At 47.7% G+C, this 23,642-nt stretch carries 24 protein-coding genes, 1 tRNA gene and 2 pseudogenes; 10 read left to right on the plus strand and 17 right to left on the minus strand.

Annotated features, from left to right (window positions below; translation table 11 throughout):
• The first annotated feature begins 44 nt into the window (after positions 1-44).
• From E4K71_RS10860 to E4K71_RS10870, 3 genes are all read left to right on the plus strand, one after another.
• Positions 45-1,520 carry a TraM recognition domain-containing protein gene (locus E4K71_RS10860; RefSeq protein WP_135079461.1) on the plus strand — a complete coding sequence of 492 codons (1,476 nt, stop codon included), beginning with the start codon at positions 45-47 and terminating at the stop codon, positions 1,518-1,520.
• A gap of 353 nt (positions 1,521-1,873) precedes the next feature.
• A complete protein-coding gene (locus E4K71_RS10865; RefSeq protein ID WP_135079464.1) occupies positions 1,874-2,101 on the plus strand; it encodes a hypothetical protein in 228 nt (75 codons plus the stop codon).
• Between the two features lie 67 nt (positions 2,102-2,168).
• On the plus strand, positions 2,169-3,578 hold the full coding sequence (locus tag E4K71_RS10870) for a replication initiation protein (protein WP_135079466.1): 1,410 nt from the start codon (positions 2,169-2,171) through the stop codon (positions 3,576-3,578).
• Between the two features lie 30 nt (positions 3,579-3,608).
• Here E4K71_RS10870 and E4K71_RS10875 read toward each other — a convergent pair whose 3' ends face one another.
• On the minus strand, positions 3,609-4,781 hold the full coding sequence (locus E4K71_RS10875) for a phage integrase SAM-like domain-containing protein (RefSeq protein ID WP_135079468.1): 1,173 nt from the start codon (positions 4,779-4,781) through the stop codon (positions 3,609-3,611).
• A 104-nt stretch (positions 4,782-4,885) separates the two neighbouring features.
• Positions 4,886-4,961 (minus strand) — tRNA-Phe (locus E4K71_RS10880).
• Between the two features lie 278 nt (positions 4,962-5,239).
• Here E4K71_RS10880 and E4K71_RS10885 point away from each other — a divergent pair.
• Positions 5,240-5,422: a hypothetical protein gene (locus E4K71_RS10885; RefSeq protein WP_135079470.1), complete on the plus strand. Its 183-nt coding sequence runs from the start codon at positions 5,240-5,242 to the stop codon at positions 5,420-5,422.
• 392 nt (positions 5,423-5,814) lie between these two features.
• Complete coding sequence (locus tag E4K71_RS10890; RefSeq protein ID WP_135079472.1) at positions 5,815-6,105, plus strand: hypothetical protein; 291 nt, start codon at positions 5,815-5,817, stop codon at positions 6,103-6,105.
• A 582-nt stretch (positions 6,106-6,687) separates the two neighbouring features.
• Here the strand turns inward: E4K71_RS10890 and E4K71_RS10895 are convergent.
• Complete coding sequence (locus E4K71_RS10895) at positions 6,688-6,891, minus strand: hypothetical protein (protein WP_135079474.1); 204 nt, start codon at positions 6,889-6,891, stop codon at positions 6,688-6,690.
• 363 nt (positions 6,892-7,254) lie between these two features.
• On the opposite strand from E4K71_RS10895, the gene E4K71_RS10900 reads away from it, so the two are divergent.
• The 3 genes and pseudogenes from E4K71_RS10900 to E4K71_RS10910 form a co-directional block, all read left to right on the plus strand.
• The gene (locus E4K71_RS10900; protein WP_167730458.1) at positions 7,255-7,500 is read left to right on the plus strand and encodes a type II toxin-antitoxin system ParD family antitoxin; all 246 of its coding nucleotides are present in this window, start codon (positions 7,255-7,257) and stop codon (positions 7,498-7,500) included.
• Between the two features lie 45 nt (positions 7,501-7,545).
• Positions 7,546-7,803, plus strand: a complete 258-nt coding sequence (locus E4K71_RS10905) for a type II toxin-antitoxin system RelE/ParE family toxin (RefSeq protein ID WP_167730460.1) — start codon at positions 7,546-7,548, stop codon at positions 7,801-7,803.
• A gap of 718 nt (positions 7,804-8,521) precedes the next feature.
• Positions 8,522-8,893: pseudogene (locus tag E4K71_RS10910) on the plus strand (IS1595 family transposase); the annotation flags it as partial.
• On the opposite strand, the gene E4K71_RS10915 reads toward E4K71_RS10910, so the two are convergent.
• The 5 genes and pseudogenes from E4K71_RS10915 to rpmE form a co-directional block, all read right to left on the minus strand.
• A complete protein-coding gene (locus tag E4K71_RS10915; RefSeq protein WP_135079482.1) occupies positions 8,852-9,121 on the minus strand; it encodes a hypothetical protein in 270 nt (89 codons plus the stop codon). The pseudogene E4K71_RS10910 and the gene E4K71_RS10915 sit on opposite strands and share 42 nt — an antisense overlap.
• A gap of 364 nt (positions 9,122-9,485) precedes the next feature.
• Positions 9,486-9,593 (minus strand): annotated as a pseudogene (locus tag E4K71_RS18460) (IS1595 family transposase); the annotation flags it as partial.
• Positions 9,594-9,739: 146 nt separating this feature from the next.
• The gene (locus E4K71_RS10925; RefSeq protein WP_135079484.1) at positions 9,740-10,201 is read right to left on the minus strand and encodes an Hsp20 family protein; all 462 of its coding nucleotides are present in this window, start codon (positions 10,199-10,201) and stop codon (positions 9,740-9,742) included.
• Between the two features lie 181 nt (positions 10,202-10,382).
• Positions 10,383-11,639, minus strand: a complete 1,257-nt coding sequence (locus tag E4K71_RS10930; protein ID WP_135079486.1) for a DUF2336 domain-containing protein — start codon at positions 11,637-11,639, stop codon at positions 10,383-10,385.
• Positions 11,640-11,830: 191 nt separating this feature from the next.
• Positions 11,831-12,052: a 50S ribosomal protein L31 gene (gene rpmE, locus E4K71_RS10935; protein WP_135079488.1), complete on the minus strand. Its 222-nt coding sequence runs from the start codon at positions 12,050-12,052 to the stop codon at positions 11,831-11,833.
• 182 nt (positions 12,053-12,234) lie between these two features.
• Here rpmE and cyaY point away from each other — a divergent pair, with 182 nt between their 5' ends.
• Both cyaY and E4K71_RS10945 read left to right on the plus strand, forming a co-directional pair.
• Positions 12,235-12,543, plus strand: coding sequence for an iron donor protein CyaY (cyaY, locus tag E4K71_RS10940; RefSeq protein WP_135079490.1), 309 nt, complete (start codon positions 12,235-12,237; stop codon positions 12,541-12,543).
• Positions 12,540-13,541, plus strand: a complete 1,002-nt coding sequence (locus tag E4K71_RS10945; protein ID WP_206201899.1) for an asparaginase — start codon at positions 12,540-12,542, stop codon at positions 13,539-13,541. Before cyaY ends, E4K71_RS10945 begins: the two co-directional genes overlap by 4 nt.
• Position 13,542: 1 nt before the next feature.
• Here E4K71_RS10945 and E4K71_RS10950 read toward each other — a convergent pair whose 3' ends face one another.
• From E4K71_RS10950 to E4K71_RS10990, 9 genes are all read right to left on the minus strand, one after another.
• Positions 13,543-14,739 carry an MFS transporter gene (locus tag E4K71_RS10950; RefSeq protein ID WP_135079494.1) on the minus strand — a complete coding sequence of 399 codons (1,197 nt, stop codon included), beginning with the start codon at positions 14,737-14,739 and terminating at the stop codon, positions 13,543-13,545.
• 104 nt (positions 14,740-14,843) lie between these two features.
• A complete protein-coding gene (locus E4K71_RS10955; RefSeq protein ID WP_135079496.1) occupies positions 14,844-16,016 on the minus strand; it encodes a peptidoglycan -binding protein in 1,173 nt (390 codons plus the stop codon).
• Position 16,017: 1 nt separating this feature from the next.
• Positions 16,018-17,157 (minus strand): flagellar motor protein MotA, encoded by a 1,140-nt coding sequence (locus E4K71_RS10960; RefSeq protein WP_135079498.1) that lies wholly within the window; start codon positions 17,155-17,157, stop codon positions 16,018-16,020.
• A gap of 125 nt (positions 17,158-17,282) precedes the next feature.
• A complete protein-coding gene (locus tag E4K71_RS10965; protein ID WP_135079499.1) occupies positions 17,283-18,404 on the minus strand; it encodes an OmpA family protein in 1,122 nt (373 codons plus the stop codon).
• A gap of 156 nt (positions 18,405-18,560) precedes the next feature.
• On the minus strand, positions 18,561-19,364 hold the full coding sequence (locus tag E4K71_RS10970; protein WP_135079501.1) for an inositol monophosphatase family protein: 804 nt from the start codon (positions 19,362-19,364) through the stop codon (positions 18,561-18,563).
• A 115-nt stretch (positions 19,365-19,479) separates the two neighbouring features.
• The gene (locus tag E4K71_RS10975) at positions 19,480-20,571 is read right to left on the minus strand and encodes a methyl-accepting chemotaxis protein (protein ID WP_135079503.1); all 1,092 of its coding nucleotides are present in this window, start codon (positions 20,569-20,571) and stop codon (positions 19,480-19,482) included.
• Positions 20,572-20,988: 417 nt separating this feature from the next.
• On the minus strand, positions 20,989-21,444 hold the full coding sequence (gene mutT, locus E4K71_RS10980; RefSeq protein WP_240796795.1) for an 8-oxo-dGTP diphosphatase MutT: 456 nt from the start codon (positions 21,442-21,444) through the stop codon (positions 20,989-20,991).
• Positions 21,441-22,676 (minus strand): bifunctional glutamate N-acetyltransferase/amino-acid acetyltransferase ArgJ, encoded by a 1,236-nt coding sequence (gene argJ, locus E4K71_RS10985; RefSeq protein ID WP_135079505.1) that lies wholly within the window; start codon positions 22,674-22,676, stop codon positions 21,441-21,443. The genes mutT and argJ overlap by 4 nt, the downstream gene beginning before the upstream one ends.
• A gap of 66 nt (positions 22,677-22,742) precedes the next feature.
• Positions 22,743-23,582, minus strand: coding sequence for a peptidylprolyl isomerase (locus E4K71_RS10990; protein WP_167730462.1), 840 nt, complete (start codon positions 23,580-23,582; stop codon positions 22,743-22,745).
• Positions 23,583-23,642: the final 60 nt, after the last annotated feature.

Raw genomic sequence — 23,642 nt, forward strand, 5'->3', positions numbered from 1 at the left:
TTTTTGCTGCCTTTCTGCTCTGGTGGCGGGGCTGGCGCAAAATAATGGGGTTTCGGCTGTTTGATTACTTCTATCGCCGCATCATCCATAAAACCAATATTTTTGCCCGCTCTTTGCGCGCTAACCCGACGGGCCATGTTGAATTCTTGGCTGGAACGGAAAGCGGAAAAAGTCAGGGGATGGGCTTGGGGCTGGATGTGGACTTGCTTCGCGCTCAAGAGGGGAAAGGCGGCTTTGGCATCGTGGACCCGCATGGCGACCTTTTCAACACACTGGCGCGGCTGCGCGACTTTGCGCCCGCTGATGTGTTTGACCACACGGGGCGCTGGCTTTTGCAATCTCTCGGGTTTCCCGTTCCCAAACATGCGGACCTGTCCAAACATTTGACCTTGTTTGATGTGGAAGACCCGCTGCATTTGCCCGGTTGTAATCCGTTTGATATTGGGTTGGAAGAATTGGCTAAAAAAGACGCCCATATCGCCCTTGGGGCGGTGAATTCATCGCTTTCCTTGACGGCCTATATTTTCTCGGAAGGTCAGGCACTGACGACGCTGCAAAAGAACATTTTCACCTATGTCGCCCGCGTCATTCAGATGGTGCCGGAGCGAAATATCTTCACCTTTCTGGACTGCCTCGCCTCACCAAACCCCATGGAAGACAGACGCTTTCAAGGCGCGATTGCAGCGATTGATGACCCGGCGGTGAAACGTTTTTTCGCCGAGGAATATTTGTCGCGCAGTGCGATTGAACGGCGTGCTGAAATCCGTAATCGCGTTTCCACCCTGCTTTCTAACCCGGTATTCCTGCGCATGTTTATGAGCCAGAAAAACACCATCGACTTTGGCAAGATCATGAATAACGGCGGGATACTGCTTGCCAATACTTCCAAGTCGGTGCTGCATGATGCCTCAGGGGCCGTGTCGCGCTATTTCGTGGCCTCTGTCCTGCAAGCAGCTTACAGGCGTGGTGCCATGGCCCCGGAACATCGTTTGCCGTGGCGTTTGTTTGTGGATGAGGTGCAAAACGCGCGCGGACAGAAGCTGGAAGAATTGCTTTCGGAGGCGCGTAAATACGGCATTTCCATTTGCATGGCCCACCAGCACCTAGACCAGCTTAAAACCCGCGACGGAGCGGAAATGAAAACGTCGGTGGCGTCCAATGTGAAAATCAAGATGGTGGGGCGTTCGGGCCTTGAACTCGCCGAAGGGGTTTCAAAGCTTGTGGGTGTGAAGCCGGAGCAAATGAAAGACCTGCGTATCACGCCCAGACTAAAGGCCGATTTTTACTGCTACACATCAGGGGTCATGCATCAGGGCAAGAAAATTTCAATCCCGTTGGGTTACCTGAATAATCGCCCTAAAATGAGCCCAAAACAGTTCGAAAAAATCCGTACCGAACAACGGGAAAGATATGCCGCCAAGATTGACGGTTTTTCTCTACTGGCGGACCCTAAAGGCGAAAAACGAAAGAAGGCCCAACCCGTGACGGACTTCAGTGGTTTGATTGGCGAAGGCGATTGAAGAAAGTCAAGTTTCGCGGACCTTTGAAAGATTAAACGGAAGTCTTTTTGAGTTTTATAAAAATCAGCATCCCTTGTTATTGTCTTTTTGTTTCTATTGTCTTTATTGTCGGCTCAGCGAAAACCTTACCTGCCAACGACTTTCACGCTGCATCGACTACACTTTAGGGGTGCTTTAACTACAAAAAAGGGGATTTCGAACTACAAGATAGGGGCTGAAAAGCTACAAATCAGGGGGAAAGAACTACAGATAAGGGGTAATTGAGAAACTAATCCTGAGTTGAAATAATTGAATGGAGATTTTGTGCATACTTGGCTATGGTCGCTGCCAGCACTAAAACAAAAGGATGAGAAATGTTAAAAATCCACGTAATCAATACAAAAACAGTAGGCGGCCTAGACGCAAAAATTAATGCACTGGACCCTTCTTCTACAGGGGACAAAATTATTGGTGAGATTAACACACCCGCTGGCTGGCGTTATGCGCAATGGGACGAAGCGGGAACATGTCGAGATGCGACAGATAGCGCGAATTTAGATAAAACTGACCCCAAATTAGCTGATGTTTTTATTATGATTTAGCTTTGTTTTTAAAGGAACCGGACTACAGTTTGAAGCCGTGTAGTCCGGTTCTCTATAGTTCCCCTATATGTCCGCTCCAAAGGCCTCAGTAACATCTCCTAAAGACAAGAGCTATCAAGGCATTGTCGCCATGGCAAATCGCTTGGTCAGTGCACGATATGCTATGACGGCGATTGAAAATCATATCGTCAACGCGGTAATCGGGAAAATCAACGCAGATGACGAAGATTTCAAGGATATTGAGATCACCGTGGTTGAAGTCGCCAAAAGCGGCAAAATGTCGGAGAAATCCAAGAATACTTATGAGTACGTCAAAGAAGCCGCCAGCCGCGTGAGGCAACGCACTTTGAGGATTCAGGAAGAAGACGGCTTGCTGGAAACAAGTTGGTTTTCCTCGGTGAAATATTATGAAGGCAAAGGCAAAATGCGTTTTCGCTTTGACCCGGCTCTCAAGCCCTATTTACTCGGTCTCAAACAGCAATTCACCACGTATTTTGACCGCGACTTGAAAGGGGCGAAATGTTCGGCATCTTTTCGATTTTATGGCCTCATTATGGAATTTTCTGGCTCTGGGCGGATGACGAAAAAATATTATGATCTTCCCGAATTAATCGCCACGATCACCGAAGGTGGTTACGAGCGTTTTTACAATTTCCAAAAACGCGTCTTAGACCCGGCGCAAAAGGAATTGAAAGTTCTGCCGCACACACGCAAATATTTTGATTATGAAATTGTGCGAGAGGGGAGAAAGGCCGTTGGACTTTGGATTTATGCGCGGGAAAAAGAGCCGGAAAATTTGCAAATGCGATTGTCTGCGGGGGAAATTTCAGAAGCCGAAATCGTCGGCAAAATTAGTCCAAAAACCCGCGAGCTTTTGGCGTACTATGGTGTGCGCCTAAAAGATAGAGATTTGGCAGGTTTGAGCGAAGACGATGTGCTCAAAAGCCTGAATGAGGGCCTTGAATGGGTCAAGCGCCGAGAAAAATTTGGCGACCCTGTGCGCAATGTCCCCGCAGCCCTTGCCACGGCCATCCGAAAAGGCTTTGGCAAACAAACGGAATTTGAAAAAGAAGCCAAAGGCAGGGCTGAGGAAAAGCACGCCCGTCAGGCAGCACTCTCAAAGAAACGCAAAGATGTGGAAACGCTTGTCCAACGGGTGAAAGATGATCACTGGAAATTCCTAAACGCAACCATCCAAGCTACTTTTAAGGGGCTGTCAAAAAAAGAAAAAACTGCGATCTTGGAGAAAACCCAAACACGCGGGGCAAAGTTCGGACCGAAAGTCCAAAAGGCGATTGGGGCACAGGATTGGGAAAACTCTCTCGCACTTTCATCTCGCAACTTGGTGATGCTGGAAGGTCCGCTCAAAGATGAAACGGAGCTCACCGATATCAGCGCCTTTTGCGAGGCGCGAAAAGTGGAATACGGGCAGGAAAAGGAGATTTTTCAAAGCGTGCTGGATGCGCTCAAAAATTAAGCCCGCTCCGGTGAGGAAGCGGGCTTGAAATCAAGATCGTGCGCGTGGTCGTTTCTTTGGCTTTACAACTTTCTTGCGCTTGCGCTTCACATTGATGGCGGAAGCGTTGATGCTGTTTTTGATATGGGCGGCGTAGTGCTTTTCAATCATCTCCACTGAGGTGCGACAGTTCTTTGCTATTTGGTAGACGTCGGCCCCATCCATAAGGCGAAAGCAAATGTAAGAATGGCGTAGGCTGTAGGCCGTGCGGCGGCTTCCGTCGCGATCAAACTTGAGGCCCTCTTTCTCAAGGATATTATTGAATTGCTTTTTGTGGTCGGCAGGAAAGACCAAATCATCGCCGCGCGGGTTGTTGCGCTCAATCAGCCGTTCAAAGGGGCGCACGGCCCCGACCATGCTTTTGCAGTAGCCTACGCCGCGTTTGCCGCGCACCTCAATCAGCAAAATGGTTTCATCGGTGTCTTCATCGTCAATGATTTCCACGTCGCGATATTGAATACGTTTGATTTCATCCGGGCGTAAGCCCGTATTTGCCATGAACAAGATGTAGTCATGAAGCTGTTCAGCGGCCCATTGCCAAGGCTTCCCTTGGCCTTTTTTCGCGTGTTCACGCGTGGCCTCATAGAGGCGTTTATATTCTTCAGGTGAAAACCACGCCCGGTGGGTGACTTTGCCCGAGGCTTTGTAGGGCATGGATAAATCGGGCAGGTTTTGAAGCCAATCATGCCGGATTGCTGTTTTTAGGACTTGACGAAGCGTGACGATCTCATGATGCATGGTGCTTCGCGATGGAGGTCGTTCTGGATTTTCCATGCGAAAAATCCGGTAGTCTTGAACAGCCCCAGCGGTAACTTCTGAGAGTCCGTAATTGCCAAAGAAGGGGATCAGGTGATTGCGCAAGCGCGCTTGATGATCCTGCACATATTTGGCGTTTCTCTCGCCGTTGGTCAGGACTTCATACTCGCGGGTGAATTGTTCAGCGGCTTGTTTGAAAAGCTTCTCATTCTTGAGGTTTCCAGTTTTTGCCTTTCCTCTTAAGCCCAAGTACCAGTCTTCGGCAAAGTCCTTGGCTTGGGCAAGACTTTCTTCCTTGGTGCTTGTCCTGTGGTTTTTACCCAGAAGATAGGTCGAGCATTGCCAATATTTTGAATTATCGCGTTTATAAACGTGGACTTTTCCGCCCATGATTTCGTGTTTTGCCATCTAATCCTCCACTATGTGAAAAGTGTGTAAGGACTGTGCAAGTGTAAACCAGTATCGGCGTTTCCGCAAATATCTGAGCAACCATTTGATTTTTAAGGAGAAAATGGTGCCCGGGGGCGGACTTGAACCACCGACACGCGGATTTTCAATCCGCTGCTCTACCGACTGAGCTACCCGGGCAAACCTTTAATATGCAACATATATTTGCTTTATCCAACTTACCCAGCAGAGTGCAATATTGGGCAAAATGTTGGGCAACGCACGACTTTCAACGTAGGTTCTGACCGCTAAAAATCTGTTATTGGACAACCGCGTTAGGTTGTTGAGGCGGTTTATAAAGATATGACCCGATAGTGTCAAACCCTAAAATTTAAAAAAATGAAAAAAAAATGATGTTTGGTAAATTGCTCATTAAATAACACGAATAATCTTGTTAAATAATTGCTTCAAGCGCAAGCATGAAACGCTTGGATGATGCTTGTGCCCATAGCTTTGAGGATGAAACCATTACATTAAACAAAGATGACTTGGAAAACCTTTTAGAAGGCACAGAAGAAGGCTTTAGCACCATTTTGTTTAAGTGTGAAAATGGACAAATCAAATTATGGCGCACAGAACCCGATGAAAGCTTTGTGTGGTGATGCTGGAGGCATCATAAGCAAATCTTGACGCCTTGACGGGCGAACATAAGGCTACCCTTTGGGTCAAGGTCTCAAGGGCAACTGTCGCGTCAACACGTTTATTGTGTAGTTTTAGAACCAACTAATGTGTAGCCTGAAATCCCCTGTCTTGTAGCATGAAAACCCTCTAAGTGTAGTCATACGCGCTCAAACCTATTGGTACATATAGTTTTTGGCAGGCCGACAATAAAGACAATAGAAACAAAAATACAATAACAGGGAGTGGTCTTTTTATAAAACTCAAAAAACTCTCCGTTTGATCTTTCAAGAGCCCGCGAAACTTGCCCTTCTTCAATCAACTTCGCTAATCAAGCCACTGAAATCCGTCACAGGTTGGGCGCTCAGGGCTTGAGTTGGCAGACAGTGTTTCAAAACTTGTGGGCGTGAAGCCGGAGCAAATGAAAGACCTTCGGGTTACACCCAGATTGAAGGCAGGGTTTTATTGCTATACATCAGGAGCGATGCATCAGGGCAAGAAAATTTCAATTCCATTGGGCTACCTGAATAATCGCCCCAAAATGAGTGCCAAACAGTTTGGAAAAATCAGGGCTGAGCAACGCGAAAAATACGCCGCCAAGATTGATGGGTTTTCTCTCATAGAAGGGCCAAGCCCTGGAAAACGAAAGAAGGCCCAACCATCTTGATTTTGACGTTTGAGGCCACTGACGTTTTCATTTCTGCGCCGTCGTTGGTTTTAAGCTGGTCAAGGTGTTGGTGAACGGGCTGTTTGATTTTGAAGCAGGTGGAAATATGATTTTTTCGTTCTGCCTCAGAAAAGCAATGCTTTACCTATGCAGGATCAATGGGTTACAAGCACCCTGTTTTACATGACTGCTAGGTTTACAGCAGACTTGACAAGGAATGGCGACTGCCGGGCTCCTTGTTAAGTTGGAAGTTCAGTATCACAGCTTATTTAACAGCTGACTGAAACGCTTATGAGAGAAGAAATCTAGCTATCAATCTTTAGTCTGAACACCTGCTTTTTTTACAGCAGTACTTCGAACTGTTTACATGTGACAAATTGAAAACTCGGACAGTTTTGTTCGAAAAAAAAGAGCTCACCCTCGGGTGAGCAAACGAAGACCAAAACGTTCAGCATGACCGCTTTGTTACAGTGGACTAAGGTTATAGTCAAGGCGATCTTGAAGCCGGGCCAGGCTGGTACAGTTTTTGACGGTTTCTAAATATTGGTCGTAGGTCAGGAAATTTTCATTTTCAATCAAGACTCAGGCTTCATCAGCTAAAGGACGTGCCATGAGACCTAACATGTGCAGCCGACTGAGGCGACGTTCCACCACCGCATCGACGGCTTCGGGGCTATCGGCGACTTCCCAATCGCCAACATAATGATAATCAGCATCATTGCTTCGAGCGGGATCAGGCAACCCTAAAACTTCGAAAACCCGTGTCTCATACCCTTGTGAAGACATGCAAAATGCCCCTCCTTTTCCTCTAAAAATAGCATACACTATAGGGCAACACCGAGGATTAAATTATTCCCTGTAACTACAGTTACTTACTTCTTGTTTTTAATTAAAAAGCCCCATCAGTTTCCTGTGGTGCTTATATTCTCATCACTCGTTCGCATTGCCTCGCCTTCAGCTCTTCAATGCTCACTCCCTCTTGCGAGACGTGCTCCTCGTCAACATGAGAGGGGCGCGGCGCAGCGCGAACGCATTTTTCAGCGAAAATCAACCGGGGGAGGGGGTGAGCTCCCCTACTTCGAGTTTGATTGATTTTAATATCTGAATTTTGTTACAATGACTGCACCAATTGAGATGAAAGAATTTCCAATGCCCATCACGTTGCCACAAAAACTGGAAGATCAAATTCAGGAAAAAGTTTCTTCCGGGGCTTATGCCTCTGTCGAAGAAGTTGTAGAGAAAGGACTGGTTTTGCTCCAGGAACAAGAGGAGTTGCTGGATAGTGTACGGGCAAAAATTCAGGTTGGTGCTGACCAGCTCAAACGGGGTGAAGGCATTGATGGCAAAGAAGTGTTCGCAAAGTTACGTGATAAATACAACTTTTCTGCACAGTAGCTTATGATGCCTCAGTACACGTTTGCCCCAGAGGCAGAAGCGGATTTGGATGAAATTCTTGAATATGTTTTTCAGGAAAACCCTACTGCTGTAGAAAATTTGCTAAATTCATTTGATGAAAAACTCAGTTTGTTAGCTCACAATCCAATGATGGGGGTTCAGCGTGATCGCTTAATGTTGGGATTGCGCGTTTTTAGCGTTGGTAATTTCCTCTTGTGTTATTTCCCTGTTGAAAACGGCGTTGAAGTTGCCCGTATTCTTCACGGCGCACGAGATGTTCACGCTGCTTTTAAGTCAAACTGATAGCTCCCCTAAAAAAAACTTTCTCCCTTTACCTCCTAAAACTTTTCTGTCGAGGCGTTTTGTCTCGCCTTTTTTGCATTTCCGGTAGAATAAACAGGCACCCATTGGCTTTTCGACCTGATGGACCATAGGCTTCTCTAAAAAGCCTTACCCAACACCCATTGACATGGTTACTGTCGAGAGCCTGGAGATGCCAGACACCCGAAAGGCAAAAGTATTGGTCATTGGAACCCCGACTTTCCAATAGGGAAAGTAAAGACACTCCCTCGTGAATGCAAAAAACCAGCTCCAGAAGTAATTGATCTTATATGCTCTGAGCAAAACCTAGATAAGCGGTATTATGTAGCAAACACACCTAAGGTTTTTCTTTTTTATTTCAATGTGTTATGAGTGAGTTCTTTCTCCGAAGAGTGCCTACGTCAATAAACCATTCGGTTTGCCATCGCTTTATATTCAACCAGCTATAAAAACCCAAGGCGGCGTATGTGTAAAAACCGAACATTGAAGCCAGCATTCGGAAGTATGATGGTTTTCTTGCTGAAAACCCCGCTTTCATCATTCTTTCAGGTTTTGCCAATGGTGAGAGGATAATAACTTGGCACTGGTCACTAATTGCTTGATTCTGAGTTATAGCGGTAAAGAGAGCGTCTAGTTCCAATTTTATTTGGGGCTGAAGTAGCTAAGGACTGAAAGAGGTTCTATAATGGCTACGATGTACATCCGAAAAAGTCGTCTGACTTTACGTCAGCAAAGCAAGTTGATTGAGCATTTTGTCGCAGGCAGCACGGCTCGTGCGACTGCTGAAATTGTAGGTATCCAAGCGAACACATCGATCCGCTTCTTCATGCGGCTTCGCCAATTGATTGCCAGCAAGTTGCCGAGCTATCGTTTGCAAGGCGAGATTGAAGCTGATGAAAGTTATTTTGGCGGTGTCCGTAAAGGAAAACGAGGTCGTGGTGCTGGCGGCAAAGTGGCTGTGTTTGGCCTTTTAAAGCGGAGTGGCAAGGTCTATACGGCAATCATTCCCAATGCAAAGACAGAGACGCTGTTACCGATTATTCAGGAGAAGGTCGAGCCTGACAGTATCGTCTAAAGGCTCAATCGGGTAGTTTTCTTCCTCGTATGCGACAATTAGATTTACAAGAGCATTTAACTTGCGCCCTTCTGGTGTATCCTTTTGTGCTCCCCATACTTTTTTAAGTTCGGCAAGAGCGTGTATATATTCATCCGCAGACGAGATTGACAGATCATCAAAAACTTGATCGTTTTCACCATTCCACTCAATGAAAGTGGGAAATGGGTCGTCTTCATTTTCCATAACCATACTTTTTTAGCTTTCGTAGTTTGCGTAAAAGACGCAAGCGCCATTCTGGATCGGTCAAGTTATCGGAGAGAAAAGGTGTGCTACAGCGCCATCTCTCCATTTCCTCTGTTGGTCGTGTGATGATCCTAGCAATTTCATCATCACTGAGCGAAAGAATGCTTTTCCAAGCAGCAACGTATAGAGGTTGCGGTTCAATAGAATTTTCCCATTCACTTACTTTTTGCCGAGCACGCTCCAGTACATCAGACCCCTGCCTAATTTGTCATTCGATACGAAAACCAATCTGATGTATCTGATATCGTCTCAAAAATGGTTGAGCCGGGAACGGTTCTCTATGCAGATGAAAACACCGCCTATGATGCACGCCAACAATCTCAGCAGTCGCTCGGGCAGTGCTGCCGGCGACAAAATGCTCAATAAGCTTGCTTTGCTGACGTGATGTCAGGCGACTTTTTCGAGTGTACATCGTAGCCATTATAGAACCTCTTTCAGTTCTTAGCTACTTCAGCCCCTTAAAAATTTAGTTAGTTGATTGTTTTCACATCATTTTTAAATCGCTGTGCTGAAAACGTTTGACCATGTGAATCCAGCGGATATTAATTGATACGGCGTTTAGGCCGCATCTTGGGCTTCCAGTGTTTTCGCATGTGAAGTTGAAATTTCAATTTTTCGCGGTTTCAGGCTTTGGGGTAATTCACGCACCAAATCCACATTCAACAAGCCATTTTCAAGACTGGCCCCAACGACCTTAACATGATCTGCCAGTTCAAAGCGGCGTTCAAAGGCACGTCGGGCAATCCCACGATGGAGATATTCTTTCAGTTCCCCTTCCTGCTTCTGGGCGGATGCCTCAATCAACAAGCTGTTCTCATTGGCTGTAATTTCAATATCTTCTTCACGAAAGCCTGCAACAGCCAATGAAATACGATAGGAATCTTCACCAGAGACTTCAATATCATAAGGCGGATAGGCATTCGCTGCATTATCCAGACGCGATGCTGTTTCCAGTGCACGCTGCATACGGTCAAAACCAACAGAAGAACGCAATAAGGGGGATAAATCAAAAGTACGCATGTCCATATTCTCCATTGAGCAACATGGTTAAAATAAAAACCTTCTCTTCATGAGCAAGGCCGGTTCATTGCGTAAGTCAATAAGGGTTGTAAGACCCGCTTGGCGGCATCCATTTCTCATTGCTTACAAATGAGAATTAGGCAGGTCCATATTTCAGCGCAAGGGGGCCTTTTGATCTTTTTTAATAACCGTCGCTAAACAGTTCCAGATGCCAGTTCATTTCATCTTCTGTCAGGGAAAACTCCCCATCCGGTGTGGCCTTTCGAATATTCTTAATCGGTATTTTAGCCAATTTAAATTGCAAGCTTTCCGCCAGTGTTGCCTCCAGTCCGGCTTTCCACACCAATGACATGATCCCCTTTGCACTTTGGGCGGTGACAATTTTTTTCACGGAATGGCGGCTGACTTCTGCCATAACGGCTAAGGCCGAAGACACATAATCCCACTGCCCTTCATCCATCCAGTCCATGACTTTATCTTCATTTAATTGACCAGATACGTGAAGCTTCATCACTTCATCAAAGGGATCAACTTTTTGTTCCTCAGCCTCTAAACCCAGCTGTTCCTCATCATCAATACGTTTTTTGACTTCCCCTTTGATCATGTCAATCACGTCTTCGGGTAAATCTTTACGTTTTTCCAATACAGCCAACAGGTTATCAGCCAAATAATAGGCCATCCGCTTTGCCGCATTGGCACTTAATTGCGGACGATGGACCAAAGGAGCATGCCAGGCAGCCACATCCTTTGCCCGATCAGCCAACAGGTCCAGCGCATCTTCACGGATTTGGGCACTGTCATTACCCAGCAGGTCCCCGATGGCCGTTACCTCATTTGTTGCAATCACCGCATCAGAGATCGCTTCGGATACAAAATTACGCTTGGAAATCGCACTTAACGCCCCATCGGCATAGGAAGACGAAATAATTTCCAGAAGGTCTTCATCACTTAAAACCGGGGAAAACTGCAAAACCGGACCGGCCACAACCAGTTCAATATCTTTTGCCAGTTGCTTGATCAGTCCCTTTGGTGCATCAGCAACATCTTTTAAAGTTTCCGAGAGAATCTGGCGGACCAATGTGGCCTGATCACGTGAAAGCACCATCAGGGCATCATAGGTTAAAGACTTAATCTTATCACGTTCAGCATCGGAAATATCCGGTGCCAGCTTGGCAATCTTTTCCGTCAGGCCAACACGAACCTTTTCTTCACAATCGCGTGCCAACAACAAATCAGCCTGACGCGGAGTCGTCGGGTTCACAGCGATACAACGACGAACCTCAATTTCCTTATCTTCCGCCAAAAAATAAAGAATTTCCGGGCGCAGGTCCCGGCGTTCAGCCAATTGACAGCGCACACGTACATCCGGATGGGCAGCTAACTGCTGCATTTCCTCATAAGATAGGTTTTCCTTATGGACGAGCTTACGATCAATCACGGTTATTTCTCGGTTTGTTATCTCTATTTAAGCACCTTACCTTATGATTTTGCGCAAGTTTCTCCCAATCTTCAACAAAAAACAAAAAGCGATGGACCAATTGATCCATCGCTTTTTTAATTTTGCGTACACTGACGACAGTGTCGCGGCGTTCCCGACAAAAGAGGGTCGCAGGATAAGTTGCGCGCGCCTTATTTGATGCCGAAGCCAGAGAAACGCTTGTTGAATTTCGCCAGCTGGCCCCCGGAGTCGAGCAGACGGTGTACACCAGTCCAGGCCGGGTGAGATTTCGGGTCGATGTCCAGTTTCATAACGTCACCTTCTTTGCCCCAAGTAGAGCGAGTTTCGAAAGTAGAACCGTCAGTCATTTGAACTGTAATTGTGTGGTAATCAGGATGAATATCTTTTTGCATTTTTCGTCTCAATTTTGTTGCCATGCCAAGCAGGGCAAGGTTGTCGGGAAAACGAGGCGCCTATATAACCACAATGTTAAAACTGTGCAAGGCATTCTTTGCATTTTTATGCAAATCAGCTTGTGACAGACAGGCATGGTTGCTATATCGTGCCTAAATCGTAAGCTTTATGGGGATTTACCATGTCACTGGACGAAAGCCAATACCATAAACTGGCAGATGAACTGCTGGAAATGCTCTTTGACGGGCTGGATGAAGCCATTGGCGATGAAGCCGATGTCGACCTGCAAGACGGGATTCTCAATATCGAATTTGATGCCGGTGGTGTCTATATCATCAACAAAAACGCTCCCAATAAAGAAATCTGGCTGGCGTCCCCTAAAAGCGGGGCAAGCCATTATGCCTATAAAGAAGGCGCATGGATGGGCACACGTGCCGACGTCAACCTGCTTGAATTGCTTAATGACGAGCTGAAAGTCTCTTTATCATGAACCCGGTTCTGGTCGAAGTCACCCGTGGTGATACGGTTGAAAGCCGCCATAGCGGCGCATTTTGTGTCTCAAACGGTGCAGGTGATATCCTGCTGTCCCAAGGTGACATTGACCAGCCTGTTTTCCCTCGCTCCAGCATCAAGGCCATTCAGGCCCTTGCCATGATGGAAAGCGGGGCTGCTGACGCCTTTGGCTTTAGCGATGAAGAACTTGCCCTCGCCTGTGCCTCCCACGGTGGTGAGGTTGCCCATACCGGGGTGGCACAGTCCATGCTCAACAAAATGGGGCTTACAAAAGAGCTTTTGCAATGCGGGTCACACTGGCCGATGAATGAAGAGGCTGGGCGGGCCTTGGCGATGGAAGGGGAAACACCCAATCCCTTGCACAATAACTGTTCGGGCAAACATTCCGGCTTTCTGGCCTACCTGAAACATATGAAAGTCACCCCCAGGGGTTACACGCAGATAGACCACCCTTTGCAACAAGCTATCAAGAAAGCTCTGGAAGAGGTTTGTGAAACGGACCTGAGCAATGCCCCTGTCGGCATTGATGGTTGTGATATCCCCACATGGGCCATCCCCCTTAAAAACCTTGCTCTTGGTTTTGCAAAATATAGTGATCCGGTAACATATTTCACGCCAGAACGTGCCAAAGCCGTCACACGTCTCAATAAAGCCATCTTCACCTACCCTTATATGGTCGCAGGTAAAGACCGTTATGACACCAGCCTTATGGAAGCCTTCCCCAGTCAGGTTTTTGCCAAAGTCGGAGCAGAAGGTGTCTTTACAGCTTTTATCCCCAAACGTGATATCGGGATTGCCGTCAAATGTGATGACGGGGCCTTTCGTGGGGCAGAACATATCCTGACAGCTGTGTTGGAAGACCTGAAAATTTTCAGTAAAGATGACTTTGACAAAGCTGGTATCGCCCATCTTTATGCAACACCGCTGCTCAACCGCAATGGTAAGGTCGTTGGCGAAGTCCGCCGCGCTTTTTAATTTACTCTGTGGCTTCCACAGCCTTTGGGGCACGGCTTGATCCCAGCTTGGCAAAAGCAATCACTGTGATCACCAGCATAATCCCCATACCCGCAAAGTAAGGCATATCGCGCCCCATTTGGGCAAACAGAACACCCGCTGAAATAGGGCCGAGCACACGAGCCAAAGTGACCGCAGATCGCGTTGCCCCCATCACCGCGCCCCGTTCGGTTTCTGCAGCCTCCAATGAGATCAGACTATTGAGAGACGGCGTTGATAAGGCAAAACCAATCGCCAAAATCATGGTGGCCCCGGCCAACATCACCGTTGTTTCACAAAATGGGATCAAGCCTAAACCAAGCCCAAGACACAACGTCCCAAAGACCACCAGCTTGCCTTCACCAAATTTCTTGGACAAGCGCCCAATCAAGCCCCCTTGGATAACAGCACTGATCACCCCAAGAAAGGCAAAAAGATAGCCATTTTGTTCCGGCCCCCAATTAAATTCGCGTCGTGTCCACATGGCAAAGGTGGTTTCCATTCCGGCAAAAACAAAAATACAACCAAAAGACAGCATGACCAGCAAACCCAAGCGCGGGCGCGTCAGGGTTTCAAAGAAAGATTTCCAATGATTGCGTGGGCCTAAAGCCGCAATTTTTTCACGAATTTCATCAGAAAGGGATTCTTTCAACTTTACCAAAGCAATCACAAAAGCAATAGCTGACAAAACAGCTGCACACAAAGCCGGAAGCTGGAAGTTTGCATTAGCTGGATCACTACCGGCCAAGATCCCACCAATGGCAGGCCCCATAATAAAGCCAAGCCCAAAGGCTGCACCAATCACCCCCATGCCCTTTGCCCGGTTTTCAGGGGTGGTAATATCGGTAATATAGGCAAAGGCTGTGGCGATATTCCCCGCCATAAAGCCATTAAAGGCACGCGCAATAAACAACATCATCAGGCTTTCAGCAAAACCAAGCCAGACGTAGCTCACGATGGAGCCCAACAAAGACAACAGCAATACAGGACGGCGACCATAGCGATCACTTAAGCGCCCAAGAATAGGGGCTGAAATCAACTGCGTGATGGAATAGGTCGCCAGCAACAAAGTCACCACATCAGGGCTTGCCTGAAAATGTTCACCAAAAAACGGCAATAGAGGAATGACAATGCCAAAACCAACAAGGTCGATAAACACGACAAGAAATAAAACAAACATGTTGGGGCGTCCCTCTTATTAGAAACTTCTTTTATCCGAATGGGGCCTTATGCATAACAAATTTGGCTGAATAAGGGCAATGCTAATTTAGAAAGCTTATAAAGTTAACGTTGCGTCAGCTTCAACTCAATCCGGCGGTTACGACGTCGGGCAATTTCATCGGCGCGATCATCTAGTGGCTGAAATTCCCCAAAGCCTGTTGCCGCTAACCGATTTGCCGGTATCCCCTGCTTAATCAGTTCTTTCACCACAGAAATGGCACGTTGCGTAGACAGCTCCCAGTTAGAGGGGAACTTGCTGGTTGCAATCGGAATATTATCCGTATGTCCATCCACACGTAAAATCCAGTCGATCTTGCCCGGAATGCGGGACGCAATATCTTTTAAAGTCCTTGCCAATTGCTGAAGCTGGAACTGTCCGGCAGGTTCCAGCGTGGCTTCACCTGAATTAAACAGCACTTCGGACTGGAACACAAAACGATCGCCCACAATGCGAATGCCTGACTGATTACCCAAAAGCTGGCGCAGCTCCCCAAAAAACTCTGAACGATATTTTGATAATTCCTGCACCTTGGTCGCAAGGGCTGCATTCAACCGTTTCCCCAAGGAACGGATTTGTGCTTTCTGATTTTTATTCAAGGTTTCTGAGGCTTGCAGGGCTTCCTGAATGGCAGCTAACTGTTCGCGCAGGCTTGCCAATTGCTTGTTCATCAAAGCTTGCTGGGCTTGTGCGCTGTCAGCCAGTTTGCGTTCTTCAACAATCTCACCATCTTTTCTCTCAAGCTTGGCGGCCTGTTCCTTGACCTGTTTGGTCAATTCATCGCGCAAAGCTTCAAGGGCCGCTGCATCTTGTTGCAACTTGGCAATTTCCGCCAATTTCAATTCGATGGTTTCTTTATCGGCCTCAATAATCTGGAAAGCATCTTCCAGCTGGGTTGTTATGCGAGCATTATCTTCTTGCAGGGATTTGACCTTCACAGTGAATTCATCACGCATCTTCACCGATGCCTGTAATTCAGATGACAGGCTGGCCATATTGGCACGCAGGTCTTTATTGGCCTTACGTTCCAGATTCAACAGCTCGCTCAGCTCTCCCATATCAGTGCTAAGCTTTTCCAGTGTATTTTCACGCCCAGACAGGGTCTCACTGAGGAAAATCTGGGCAAGGACAAAGATCATCAGCAAAAAGATAATGACCATCAACAAGGTTGCCAAAGCATCAACAAAGCCCGGCCAGATATTATCCTGTTGAATTCGTCTGCGTCGCCCCAGCGCCATATTATGTATCCTTGGCTGCGATGGTACGAGCCAACAGGCGGATTTCCTGGCGCACCTGAGAAATCATTTCTTCACGTCCGGCTGACATATCTTCCACCAGCCGCTGGGTATAAATATCAATATTGCGCAGATGGCTCTTACTGGTATCATCCAGACCACCGCCTGTACCACTGGTCCCATTGACCATTTTGTCCAACAAGGCTTTTTGCGCCAATTGACCTTCCGCCAGCTTCGCCATCAGGGCCTGTTCAGTGCGCATGGTATCACTGAGCGTGCCAAGCTTGGAAGTCAGTTCCATGAACTGGGCATTGGCTGCGGCCTTGTTTTCTTCCCCCTTGGTCATGGTGCGTTGCAATTTTTCCAGGCTATCAGCCGTTTGTTCCAACAATGCCTGCACATAGGCAGGAACAGACTGATCACCGCCCGCATCAGAAAGTGCCCCGCTGGATAAGCGCGTCTGACTTGCCAGCCAGTCTTCAAGGTCTGTGTAAAAACGATTTTGCGACTGCCCCATTTGCAGATCAAGGAAGCCAAGCACCAGCGATCCTGCCAAACCAAATAGGGAAGAACTAAAGGCCGTGCCCATCCCTTCAATCGGAGCTTCCAACCCGCGTTTCAAATCATTAAAGACAGCGCCCAAATCCCCGCCTGTGCCAATGGTCAAATTACTGATGACATCACCAACAGACCCAACCGTACTTAACAAACCCCAAAATGTCCCCAGCAGGCCAAGGAAAATCAACAGGCCGATATTATAACGTGACAGGTCGCGCTGTTCTTCCAAACGGGTGGCAATCCCATCAAGCAAAGAACGCGTCGAAAGGGCTGATAAGGTAAACTGACCGCCCTCACGTTCCCCCAGCATGGTTGCCATCGGGGCCAGCAAATGAGGCTGGGCACTTGAACTCGCCGTCGGACGGTCTGATTTAAATTCTTCGATCCAGCGCACTTCAGGATTGAGCATCAAGACCTGACGAAAGCTGTTCATGATGCCAATCAGCAAAACACCCAGAATCAAGCCATTCAATGCCGGATTGGCAAAAAAGGCTTCTTGCAGCTGCCCATAAAGCAGAAAGGCCGCTGCGCCCACTGCAACGAGAAAGAATATCATCCGAATAAGATATCGTTGGGGGCGGGTCATCTGTCGGCTCCTGACCTGTTATATAGCTACATCAATTGATTAAGCTAGAATTCTTTGACTTTACACAAATACATCATCGTAATTTTTAATCAAAATTACTTGAAGTTTGCTATATTTGATTAGGCTTAACGTGGCGCAATTTGAACATCCACACGATCAAACGGTTCTTGTGTGGTCTTGTTACCCAACGCACGTACATCAATGCGTGTACTGCGCACACCTTTGTTAATCAGATAAGAACGTACTGCCAAAGCACGAGACAGGGACAAGCGACGCGCCTTGCTCGCAGACAGGTCTTCCCCACCCGCATACGCCAGAAGCTGAACACGGTTATCCGGATTGTTATTCAATGTGCTTGCCAGTTCATTCAGGTTTTTCTGCGCACTGGCTGGCATTTTGCTTTGCCCACCATCAAAGGCAATACGAATGGAAGCTTCTGACTTTGAAGGCAGGGCAGCCGTTGCTGTTGGCTTGCTCTTTTTCTCAGTCGTTGCCATCTTCGACGCAACTTTTTTCGGTTCAATCGCCGTTACCGGTGGCGGTGGAGGTGCTGCAGCCATCACAGCCTCAGGTGCTGGAACCGACGATGCCGGAGCCGGGGCAACAGCAGCAGGCTGCGGGGCCGGAGCTGGGGCTTCAACCTTTTTTACCATTTCCTTAGGCGCAACAGGAGCTTCCTTCACCACCTCAACCGTTTTTACAGGAGCTGGGGCTGGCGCAGGAGCCGGAGCGGGCATTTCTGTGGCAACAGGTTCAGGCTGCACCTGGGGCGCAGGCTTGACCATAGGCTTTGGTTCAGCCTTGGCAACTTCAACTTTTTTCACAACAGGCTTGGGCGCAGGTGCCGGTTTTGTCAGCACAATGGACTGACTTTTCTGGCTGGGCAGCATTGGTTTTTGAACAGGTTTCTGAGCCGTTGGCTGGCGCAAAACAATGCGAGATTGCGGCTGACCTGTCGGGGCTACAGTCTGACGCGCCAATTGCCCCTGAGCGGGACGTATCCCTTGAGGAATACCATGCAACATAGAACGCGGCATGGCTGCTGGTGGCATTTTCGCCTGAGAAAACGGTGTAGAAACAACAGGACGTGTCTGATTGAAACCGTTGTCATTTAGCACACTAAGATCGACCACAACATTATTGTCATATGTCATCGTCATTTGTGCCTGTGCAGATGCGGTGCAAATCAGGCCCACAGCCAGTGATGTGCTTAGAAGAACTTTACGAAAAGCAAACATCTTTCCCATTAAACAATTCCCCCTAAAAACAGGGGTGCTCCCATTACCTGTAGATTCAATTAGCAAACAAGATAACCAAGCTTTGCCTTTCAAACAACCATGAAGACAAAAAAAAGACCCTCAATCACAATGATCAGGGTCTTTTCTCTTCAATTTGAAAAGGACTTAGGCGCGTTTGCGCGCATCGCGGAACACTTTTAACAACAGGTTATGTTGGAATTCATTCCCGCAAACAACGTCACCGGATTGCAGCATCTTCTGACGGGCATCAAATTCAGAAACAAAACCACCCGCTTCTTTCACCAACAAAATACCCGCTGCAATATCCCATGCAGCCAAGCCTGTTTCCCAAAAACCGTCATAACGCCCCGCTGCAACGAAAGCCAAATCCAGAGAAGCCGCCCCAAAACGGCGCACACCGGCTGACACCTTCATGATGGCTTCCAACTCGTTTAGGAAACGGCCATGATCGCCGCGACCACGAAACGGAATACCTGTAGCATAGACGGCATCTTCCATATTGCGTCGTCCCGCCACACGCAGGCGACGACCATTCAAAAAGGCACCCTGGCCTTTTTCTGCCCAGAAGTTCTCATCTGTGATCGGGTTATAAACCATGCCGGCTATAATTTCGCCGCGCTCTTCCAACGCAATGGAAATGGCGAAATGCGGAATACCGTGAAGGAAGTTTGTTGTGCCATCCAGCGGGTCGATGATCCAGCGTTTGGTTTCATCTTCGCCTTTGATCTCCCCGCCCTCTTCCAGCAGGAAACCAATTTCCGGACGTGCCTTGGTCAGTTCCTTGATCAGAATTTTTTCTGTACGGGTGTCAGCGGTACTAACAAAATCAGCCGGACCTTTTTTAGAAACCTGGAGGTTTTCCAATTCACCGAAATCGCGAACCAGACCGCGACCAGCAGCTTCAACAGCTTTCGCCATCACATTGATATTGGCAGAACGAACAGCCATGACATCACCGTATATATAAGTTCAAGGAGCAGGTTAATCCCAAGCCAAGCATCTTGCGGCTCAAGGAAGGGCGCAGATGTACTCTTTTACGTTTCTCAATGCAAGAAGTTAATTCTCAAAACAGTTCGACCTCTTCTTCATTGCCCTGTTCGCTTTGGGTTTCAGCAGCATTGACGTCCGCCACATAGTCCTCGTAACGCCCCTGATAAGCAGCTTCGACAAAACCTTTGCGACGGGGGCCAATATTCAGGCTATCGGCAATTTTCCCGACCATTTCGACACCTTCCTGCCCATTCACCATACCTTTCAGGGCATGATGACATTCTTGCTGATATTCATTGATCAAACGCACCATCACATCCATTGCCGCTAAAACCCCGGTCATGGATTGGGTTGCACGGTCCTGAAACTGCATATCTGTAATGACCTGGTTGATATTTTCCGCAAATTGGTGGGTTTCCTGCGCCGACACATTCAACAAACGTTCCGTACTTCTGTTCTTTTCAAGCAGTCCATGGGAAATCTGCTCCAAGCGATCTTTAACCATCAGGTTTTCCGACATATCCATAGTGGTCAGTGCCTCCATGGAAGACTGGCTTTTCGTCACACTGTCAAAAATCTGGTTCATCTTGGCATTGATGTTGGTCGAAATCTTGTCGATAGATTGGGAAAGCAGGCGAACCTCATTTGCCACTACATTAAAACCTTTGCCTGCCGCCCCGGCCCGTTGGGCCTCAATTTTGGCATTGATCGCTAAAAAATTTGTCTGCTTGGTCACGCCTTGAATTTCACTCATCAACGCATGGACTTCATCCACATAAGTACCCAAATCCTGTAGCGTATAGGACATCTGTATCCCATGTTGGGACAATTGAAGGATCTTTTCCACAACAATGGAAAGATTCTGTTCCAACGTGGCAAACGCATCTGCAATGGAAATTTCTTCGTCATCAATGGTAATTTTAGAAGAGGCATGGGCAAATTCATCCATGCGACGCGATTGGTTTTCTGCCAGACTTGCCATTTCAAGAAACTTAGCCGTCATGCCCTGAATGCTGGATTCAGAAAGTTCAGAAAGCTGTTGCAGCTCCTGCACCATCGCCAGAAGCGCCTTTTTTTGCGTCTCCCCCAAACCGTACCAATGGGTGAGCAGCTCCTGCGCATCTGCATCATGGGTAATATCAAGTGTATCGTTTTTTGTCAGCATTACTCAATTCGCGGCAAAGTTACATGTGTTTCTTAGAGCCTGCCCCGAAAGTATTTGTTTCTTTTCATAGCCTTATGTTTGTTCGTCAGTAGAAAAGATTTGTGCGGTGATGCTGGAGGCATCATAAGCAAATCTTGACGCCCTGATGGGCGAACATAAGGCTACCCTTCGGGTCAACGTCTCAAGGGCAACTGTCGTGTCAACACGTTTAACCGATGCCCCGCATCGCTTTGCACATGTTTCCTAACTTTTGCCCTTGAGTAAGTTGATGAAAAGCAACAAATACTTTCGGGTCAGGCTCTTATTATTTAAGAGCACTTTACCACGAAACAAATACACCTCGAAAGGGCAGTTTTAAATTTTCATAAAATTTTATTGATTATCCATCAACCCTGACGTCTCATTCCAGACAAGGCATTACGACAAGAAATCACGCAACATTGCGATCAAGGGGACATCTGCCCCCGGCATAGGCAATTCACTCATCTTATGCGGATAGACCCATTTCAGCTTTTGACCTTCCTTGCCATGGGGCTCTCCTTTCCATACGCGGCAAAGATACAGTGGCATAAACAGGTGAAAGTCATCATAGGAATGTGAGGCAAAGGTAAAAGGGGCCAAGCAGCTTTCCGTAATATCAATGCCGAGTTCTTCATGAAGTTCTCGCACCAGGGTGGCTTCCGGGGTTTCGCCTTCTTCCACCTTGCCACCGGGGAATTCCCATAAGCCCGCCATAGATTTACCTTCCGGGCGTTGTGCCATCAACACACGCCCATCCATATCGACCATGGCAACAGCAGACACATAAACAGTTTTAAGGCCAGATTTCGTTACCTGCTGGCCGTAGCATCCCATTTCATCCCCATCCATCATGAGCGATAATCCGCATTAATCGTGATATAGCCATGGGTCAAATCACAGGTCCAAACCGTGGCCTGACCGGAAGCAATCCCGACATTGACCCGCACATCAATATTATCACCCTTCATATGGGCGGCAACCGGGCCTTCGTCATACCCTTCAACGGCCTCGCCCTCACCGGCAATCAACACCCCACCGATGGAAATTTCCAACTTGTCGCGATCTGCCTTTTCACCAGCCTTGCCCACGGCCATAACAATACGGCCCCAGTTGGCATCTTCCCCGGCAATGGCCGTTTTCACCAATGGGGAATTGGCAATTGCCATAGCAATGCGCTTGGCTGCTCCATCGGTTTCAGCCCCGTCCACTGTAATGGAAACAAACTTGCTTGCCCCTTCCCCATCGCGCACGATCTGCTGGGCGAGATCAATCATGACCTCCTCAAACGCTTGCTTGAATTCCTTTAATAGAGGATCGTTCAGGCTGGTGATTTCCCCATGCCCCGCCTTGCCTGTTGCGGCCAATAAAACCGTATCACTGGTTGAAGTATCACTATCCACCGTAATGGCGTTAAAGGATTTATCGGTCGTTTCTTTTAACAGCCCTTGCAGCACATCCGGGGCAATAGCTGCATCGGTAAAGACAAAAGACAACATCGTCGCCATATCCGGCGCAATCATGCCAGAACCTTTCGCCACACCTGAAATCGTCACGTCGACATCGCCAATCTTGACGCTTTTGGACGCCCCTTTCGGGTAGGTATCGGTCGTCATGATGGCTTTGGCCACATCTTCAAAAGAAGCTTGGCCCAATTCCGCCTTCATCTCCTCAAGAGCACCGGTAATTTTCGCATCCGGTAGTTCTTCGCCAATCACCCCGGTGGAAGCGGTGAAAATTTCGTGTTCACCACAGTCAAAAGATTTGGCTGCTGCGGCAACAATCCGTTCAACCGAGGCCGATCCCTTTTTCCCGGTAAAGGCATTGGCATTGCCGGAATTCACAATAATCAGACGCCCCTTACCCTTCCCTTCTTGTAAGGCAACCCGACAGGCATCCACAGGGGCAGAACAAGTCAGCGACTTGGTAAAAACACCTGCGATATTGCTACCATCATCAAGGGTGGCGACCATCAAATCTGTGCGGCCTTCATATTTCACACCAACGCCGCGCGTTGCAAAATGCACCCCCTCAACCGGGGCAACATCGGGGAATTTTTCAGGAGCCAATGGGGAAATGTCTGTCATTGTTCTACACCATAAAAAAAACGTCATCCGCACATCAAATGCACAGATGACGCCTTACACTACACTTTATTTGTCTTGTTTAATTTCTTTACCGTCTGCATCAAACAGCTTGATTTCCGCTTTTTTGCGCAAGCTATCCACATAAGTCTTCACAGCTTCATTGGCAATTTTACCCTTGATCTGCTCTTCAGACTCTTCCAGGCTCGGTGCTTTGGACTGACGTGTCTCTTCAACCTTGATCACGTGGAAGCCAAACTGGGTTTTCACCGCTTCTTTGGTGAATTCCCCTTTTTTCAGAGAAAAGGCTGCTGCTTCAAATTCCGGCACCATCATGCCTTTGCCAAAGAACCCAAGATCACCACCATTGGGGCCAGACGGGCCTGTGGATTTCGTCTTTGCCAGCTCAACAAAGTCTGCACCGCCTTTAAGCTCTTTGATCACCGCATCGGCTTCTTCTTTTTTCTCAACCAAAATGTGACGGGCATGGACTTCCATTTGCGGGGTGAAGTCTTTGACCATTTTATCATATTCCGCCTTAACAGCCTTATCCGTCATCTTGGCTTCGGCAAATTTGGTCAGATGTTCACGCTGGAGTACATGTTCTTCGATGCTCATCATGCGCTTTTTGAAATCTTCTGTTTTATGCACGCCGTTCATACGCGCAGCAGCAGCCACCAGTTTACGATCAGCAATGGAATTGATCAGCATGCTTTGGATCATTTCAAGCGGCATGGCCTGAGCCTGACCACCCATAGCTTTTTGCGCTTCGATCAGCTCTGAATAAAAGATGTTCGCCCCGTTCACAGTGGCAACCACACGGTCTTTTTGATGGTCATCAGCCAAAGCCGGAAGTGAAAGTGCCAGTGCGCCAGCCAATGCCAAACCACGGAATGTTGTTTTCAACATAGAAATGATCCCTAAAACAGGTGTTATGAAAAATCGTTTAAAAGCATAATGCACATCTAT

It is taken from the genome of Terasakiella sp. SH-1, from assembly GCF_004564135.1.
Taxonomy (GTDB): domain Bacteria; phylum Pseudomonadota; class Alphaproteobacteria; order Rhodospirillales; family Terasakiellaceae; genus Terasakiella.